5 protein-coding genes and 2 rRNA genes are annotated in these 6,185 nt (G+C 76.8%); 6 read left to right on the top strand and 1 reads right to left on the bottom strand.

Annotation, left to right across the window (positions count from 1 at the left end):
* The 4 genes from BMY88_RS10640 to BMY88_RS10625 all read left to right on the top strand — a co-directional run.
* Positions 1-238: ribosomal RNA gene (locus BMY88_RS10640) — 23S ribosomal RNA — on the top strand; the annotation flags it as partial.
* A gap of 154 nt (positions 239-392) precedes the next feature.
* Positions 393-509 (top strand): 5S ribosomal RNA (gene rrf, locus BMY88_RS10635).
* Between the two features lie 1,416 nt (positions 510-1,925).
* Entirely contained in the window at positions 1,926-2,780 is an 855-nt protein-coding gene (locus BMY88_RS23825) for a hypothetical protein (RefSeq protein ID WP_091942853.1), read from the top strand.
* Between the two features lie 107 nt (positions 2,781-2,887).
* Entirely contained in the window at positions 2,888-3,247 is a 360-nt protein-coding gene (locus BMY88_RS10625; protein ID WP_091942851.1) for a single-stranded DNA-binding protein, read from the top strand.
* 5 nt (positions 3,248-3,252) lie between these two features.
* Here BMY88_RS10625 and BMY88_RS10620 read toward each other — a convergent pair whose 3' ends face one another.
* Positions 3,253-4,524: a DUF1015 domain-containing protein gene (locus tag BMY88_RS10620; RefSeq protein ID WP_244524590.1), complete on the bottom strand. Its 1,272-nt coding sequence runs from the start codon at positions 4,522-4,524 to the stop codon at positions 3,253-3,255.
* Between the two features lie 165 nt (positions 4,525-4,689).
* Here BMY88_RS10620 and BMY88_RS10615 point away from each other — a divergent pair, with 165 nt between their 5' ends.
* Entirely contained in the window at positions 4,690-5,085 is a 396-nt protein-coding gene (locus tag BMY88_RS10615) for a tetratricopeptide repeat protein (protein ID WP_091942848.1), read from the top strand.
* Entirely contained in the window at positions 5,082-6,182 is a 1,101-nt protein-coding gene (locus BMY88_RS10610) for an HAD-IIA family hydrolase (RefSeq protein WP_170861056.1), read from the top strand. The genes BMY88_RS10615 and BMY88_RS10610 overlap by 4 nt, the downstream gene beginning before the upstream one ends.
* The last annotated feature ends 3 nt before the right edge of the window (positions 6,183-6,185 follow it).

Below are 6,185 nucleotides of genomic sequence, written 5' to 3'. Positions count from 1 at the left end.
GACCGGGACGGACGAACCTCTGGTGTGCCAGTTGTACCGCCAGGTGCACTGCTGGTTGGCTACGTTCGGCAGGGATAACCGCTGAAAGCATCTAAGCGGGAAGCTCGCTTCGAGATGAGGTCTCTCACCGGGTCAACCGGGTAAGGCCCCCGCCCAGACCAGCGGGTTGATAGGCCGGAAGTGGAAGCACCGCAAGGTGTGGAGCTGACCGGTACTAATAGGCCGAGGGCTTGACCACACAACCCACTTCCAACCACGAACACCGTGGCTGTCGAAGAACCACGCGTCCACTGTGCAGCTCTGAACGAACGACCACCCCGGTCGTTCCGTGCCGCCCCCTGTGATCGGGGCCGGCCGCGGAACCGCGGAAGGGGTCGACAAGTTCACAGAGTTACGGCGGTCATGGCGAGAGGGAAACGCCCGGTCCCATTCCGAACCCGGAAGCTAAGCCTCTCAGCGCCGATGGTACTGCCCTGGAGACGGGGTGGGAGAGTAGGACACCGCCGGACAACCATTCACAGAACGGGGGTCGGAGCCACAGGCTCCGACCCCCGTTTCTGCGTTGTCCACCCATGCCATGACCCATTCCGCACCATTCCGCGCACCAGAGGCTGCGCGCACGAGCATCGAGGTATCGACACCCCATGACTGGACCCCGGCGAGACGGCAGCGGACGAGAGAGCCGTGACGGGGGGACCGACCGGCCACGCCGGGACGGTGCGGGCGGCGCCGGTGCGCCCCGGGGTGGGTCCGGCGGGCCCCGTGGCGGCACGGGTGCGCCTCGGGGTGGTTCTGGTGCGGCTCGTGGCGGCGCGGGTGCGCCTCGGGGTGGTGGCGGCGCTCCCCGCGGCGGCGCGAGTGCGTCTCGCGGCAGCTCCGGTGGATTCCGCAGTGGGGGAAGCGGCGGCGGCCGCCCGTCGGACCGCACCGCTGCACCCCGGTCGTCGGACCGGACGGGTGGTCCTCGGTCGTCCGACCGGTTCGGTGGTGGACGGTCCGACGGGGGAACCCGTGACCAGCGACCGCCGGCAGCGCGGCGGCAGTGGGAGGAGCGTCCCTCGCGCGACGACCGTCCCCGCCGGGACACCGGAGCGGCCGGCCCCTCGACGTGGCGGGACCGTTCTCCGTCCGCCGGCCGTCCGGGTGCCCGCGGAAGTGGGGAGCGGCCGACCAGCTGGAGCCGACCGACCGCAGGGGGACGCGGAGGGCCCGGCGGCGCCGATCGCGGCGAGCGCCCGACGTGGGGCGCCGGACGGGACGCGCAGCCGTCCGGTCGCGGCCGGTCCGACGGTGAGCGGCCGCAGTGGCGCCGCGACGCCCCCTCCGGCGACAGCCGCGGACGGACCGGCACGGGCGGTCCCGGCGGCGGGGCCCGCCGCAGCGGTCCCGGGGCCACGTCCGCTGCGCGTGGTGCACGACCGACCTACGGCTCGGGCGGCGGCGCCGACCAGGACCGCCCCCGCAGGGCTCCGTCCGCTGGTGGCGACTGGCGCGAGCGTCGTCCGTCGGCGGATCGGGCCACCGGCGCGGGCGGAGCACACCGCCCCGACGACCGGCCGCGTCGTCCGGGCGCCTCCACCGGCGCTCCCGGGAGCGACTGGCGTGACCGTCGTCCGTCCACCGAGCGGTCCGCGGGCGGTACGGGCCGTTCCGCGGGTCCGTCCGGCGGCGCGTCCGGCGGCTGGCGCGAGCGTCGTCCGTCGGCGGAGCGCGGCGGCACCGGCGGCCCGCGCCGAGACCGGGGTCCGGCCGACGGCCGCGGACGGCCGGCGCGGCCCACGGATCGGCCGCGCGCCGACCGCCCCACCGACCGCACCCCGCCGCTGCCCGCCGGGCCGGAGATCCCCGACTGGGCCGACCCGGGCGAGCTCGATCCGGCGGTCCGGAACGCGCTGAAGGGTCTGGAACCGCGCAACGCCCAGCGGGTGGCCGCGCACCTCGTGGTCGCGGGGTCCGTCGTGGACGACGAGCCGGAGCTGGCGCTGGCGCATGCCCGCGCCGCCCGGGACCGCGCGTCGCGGATCGCCGTCGTCCGGGAGGCGGTCGGGGTCGCCGCGTACCACGCGGGTGACTACGCCGAGGCGACGCGTGAGCTGCGGGCCTACCGCCGGATGAGTGGCGACGCGGGCTACCGCGCCGTGCTGGCCGACTGCGAGCGCGCGCTGGGCCGGCCCGAGGTCGCCCTCCGGCTCGTCCGCGAGGCGCTGGACGCCGGCGCGCCCGAGGACGAGGTGACCGAGCTGCGACTGGTCGAAGCAGGGGCCCGCGCCGACCAGGGTGAGGTGCCGGCGGCGCTGCTGGTCCTCGAGGACGCTCTCGGTGGCCGGCCCCGGCTCGACGACCTCGACCTGACCGATGAGGCGGTCCTGCGGCTGGTCACGGCGTACGCGGAGCTGCTGACCGCCTCCGGGTCCTCCGAGGCGGAGCGGTGGCAGGCGGCGGTGGCCGCGGCCACGGACGAGGAGGAGGACGAGGACATCGCCTTCGGTGAGGTGGAGCTGCCCGAGGACGACGTCGAGGCTTCGGACGACGAGGTCCTGGACCCGGCGACGGCCGTCGACGACGAGGACGAGGACGACGGGGTCCTGGATCTCGACGAGGACGCGGGTGACGGCGAGGCCGGGGAGCCCGCAACCGACGTCACCGTGGCGCGGATCCCGCTGGAGGACGACATCCTCGACCTGCCCGGGACCTCCGAGGCCGACATCGAGGCCGAGGTCGCCGAGCTCCTGGGCGAGACGGAGCCCGACAGCGGCGCCGAGCCGGTCGAGGAGCGCTGAGCACAGGGCTCTGACGTTCTCGTCCGGCCCGTCCACACGCCGGACGGGCGTCCACAACCCGGGTGTGCCCGGCGCGGTGGGGGTTCGCGGCCGGGAGGCTGCTGGCCATGAGCGTCGCAGTGATCGACCGGAACGACGTGGTGCTGCGGGGGCGGATGGCCGCCCCCGCAGAGCACCGGGAGCTGCCCAGCGGTGACACGGTGGTGTCGTTCCGCCTGAAGGTGCGCCGGCCGCAGCCCCAGGCCCGGGGCCAGACGCTCGACGTGCTCCAGTGCGTCACCTTCGACCGGGCACTGCAGCGGCGGGTGGCGGCCTGGGAGCCCGGGGACGTCGTCGAGATCGAGGGGGCCCTGCAGCGCCGGTTCTGGCGCACGCCGACCGGCACGGCGTCGGTGGTCGAGGTCAACTGCCGACGGGGGCGCAAGGTCACCCGGAGCGCGGCGACCTCGGCCAGCGCGACGGCGTGAGCGACTCAGGCGCCGTGCGGGCGGAACACCAGGCCGGTGCGGGGCTTGGGCACGAAGAGCGTCGACTTGCGCGGCATGCGGGCACCGGCTCGCGCGACGGCCGCGACGTCCCCGGGGGAGGGCGCCCGGAGGAGCACCGCGACACCGCCGCGCTCCACGGCCGACTGCAGGGCCTGCGCGAGGTCATGGGCGACCAGCACGTCGTCCGGACCGTCTCCGAGCCCCCACAGGCGCTGGAACAACCCGTGGTGGGCGAGGACGACGTCCAGGCGCTGCCACGCCGACGGCGCCTCCGTCGGAACCGCCGCCCGCACCGCGTCGTCGGGTCGGTCCAGCCGCAGGAGGCCGGTGCCGTCGGTGACGAGGAACCCGGACCGGCCGGGATCGGCCTGCCAGTCGCGCACCGCCGTCCGGAGCGCGGCGTCGTCGGGCACGTCGAGCGGCGTGACCCGGAAGCCGCGGGCGGCCGAGGCGGCGGCCGTGGCGAGGTCGAGTCCGGGGACGACGCGGTGGATCGGCTCCACCCGCAGGCCGCCCGGGCCCATCGGGGTGACCAGGGCCAGGACGGCGGGGTGCTCCGGCGTGCCGCGGACCTCGCGGGCGTGCGCCTGGGCGGCGGCGAACCGGTGGTGTCCGTCGGCGATGACGGCGGTCGTGCGGGCCAGGGCGGCGCCGACGCCCGCCAGGACGTCGACGTCGGTCACGCGCCACAGCCGGTGGTCCACGCCGTCGTCGTCGACCAGCCGCAGGGAGGGCTCGCCGGATCGCGCCGCCGCGGTGAGCTCGGAGAGTTCCTGGTCCGGATCGTGTGCGAGAACGATCGGCTCCAGGTCGGTCTCGGTCGCCGCGAGCAGGGCGCGCCGACCCTCGACGGCGGCCGGGAACGTGTCCTCGTGCGGGAGGACGGCCGGCGAGCCCGGCGGGGGGAGGGCGACCGCACCCAGCCAGCCGATCGTCGCCGGCGTGCCGTCGGAGGGGCGGAGCTCGTAGACCCACAGTGCGGGGCGATCGTCACGCTGCAGGACCCCCGCTGTCTCCCACTCCCGCAGTGTCCGGGCGGCGTGGGCCATGACCAGGCGCAGCCGGTCAGCCGGCTGCCGGACCGCCTCCCCGGGGCCCGCGGGCTCGGGCAGGATGAGCCGGACGACGTTGTGCGGATCGGCGGTGGCGAGCCGGTCGCGGGCCGCGGTCGTCACCAGGTCGTAGGCTGGCGAACTGACCCGGGCCAGGTGCCCGGGATCTCGCTGCCGGTAGGTCAGGGCCCGGAAGGGCCGCACGTCCAACCCCGTCGTCGTACCGGGCGGGGGGCTGGACGACGACGGCGGCACACAGAAGATCGTAGGAGCGGCCCACCGCGGCCCGCCGCCGCGGACGTCGTCGGCGCCGGGGCGAGGCGCAGCGGGCGGGCGTGGGCGGTAGCGGCCCGGACGGGAGGCGCGGCGGTGACCGGGTCGGGTGCGCCGGAGGGCGGCGTCTACGAGTGGTATCAGCGCGGCCTCCAACTGCTCGCCGGCGGCGATCCGGCGGCCGCGGCGACCCTGCTGGCCCGGGCGACCGAGGTCGAGCCGGAGTCGCGGAGCCTGCGCGAGGCGCTGGCCCGCGCGCAGCACGACGCCGGCCGCTACCGGGAGGCGATCGAGAGCTTCGCGCGGCTGATCGCCGCCAACCCCGCCGACGACTACGCCCACTTCGGCCTCGGCCTGGCCGCCAGCCGCGCCGGCGAACTCGAGCTGGCCGCCGAGCACCTCGCCCTCGCCGTGGCGCTCCGGCCCGACCTGGGTCACTACGCGCGCGAGCTGCGCGGGGTCCGCGCCCGACGCACCCGGGGTGCCCGGTGAGCCTCGGCGAGCGGGTTCCGCTGAGCGCGGGGTGCGCGCAGGCCCCGACGGCGGCCCACGACGTGGCCCTGCTCGACCTCGACGGCGTGGTCTACGTCGGTCCGGACGCGGTGCCCGGCGTCCCGGAGGCCCTGGCGGCAGCGCGATCGGCCGGCATGCGGCTGGGCTTCGTGACCAACAACGCCGCCCGCACGCCCGAGGAGGTGGCCGCCCACCTGACCGAGCTCGGCGTGCCCGCGGCCCCCGACGACGTGATCACTAGCTCCCAGGCCGCGGCCACCGTGGTCGCGCAGCGGTGGGGGAGCGGTGCCCGCGTCCTGCCTGTCGGCGGTCCCGGGGTGGCGGCGGCGCTGCGGGCGGCAGGCCTGACCGTGGTCGAGCGCGCCGAGGACGCCCCCGTCGCCGTCGTGCAGGGCTACGGGCGCGAGGTCGGGTGGGCGCAGCTGGCAGAGGCGGTCGTCGCCGTGCGGTCCGGGGCGCGGCACGTGGCCACCAACACCGACGCGACGATCCCCTCCCCGCGCGGACCCCTGCCGGGCAACGGAGCGATGGTCGGCGTGGTCGCCGCCGTGACCGGGCAGGAGCCGCTGGTCACCGGCAAGCCCGATCCGGCCATGCACGCCGAGTGCGTGCGGCGGACCGGCGCGCGCACGCCCCTGGTGGTCGGCGACCGGCTGGACACCGACATCGAGGGCGCCCGCCGGGCCGGTGCGGCGAGCCTGCTCGTGCTCACCGGCGTGACGGGGCCCGCCGAGCTGCTGGCGGCCGACCCGGGGCGGCGCCCCGACCTGCTCGCCCACGACTGCGCCGGTCTGCTGACACCGCACCCGCAGGTGCTGGCCGAGGGGCAGGGGTGGCGCTGCGGGGCCTGGTGGGCCCGGTCCGGCAGCGGCGGGCTGGTCCTCGGCCACGCCGCGGAGGGAACTCCACCCGGCGGGGAGGCCTCCGGCGACGGGCTGGACGGCCTGCGGGCGCTGTGCGTCGCCGCCTGGGCCGCCGCGCCCGGGCACGCGAGCGCCCCGTCGGTCGAGGCGGCCGACGAGGAGGCCCGTCGGGTGCTGCAGGAGTGGGGGCTGGCCGCCGGCCGGCATCCGTGAGCG

Source organism: Trujillonella endophytica, from assembly GCF_900110555.1.
GTDB lineage: Bacteria > Actinomycetota > Actinomycetes > Mycobacteriales > Geodermatophilaceae > Trujillonella > Trujillonella endophytica.
The sequence above is the reverse complement of the archived record's forward strand: the minus strand, read 5'-3'. Positions and strand labels throughout refer to the sequence as shown.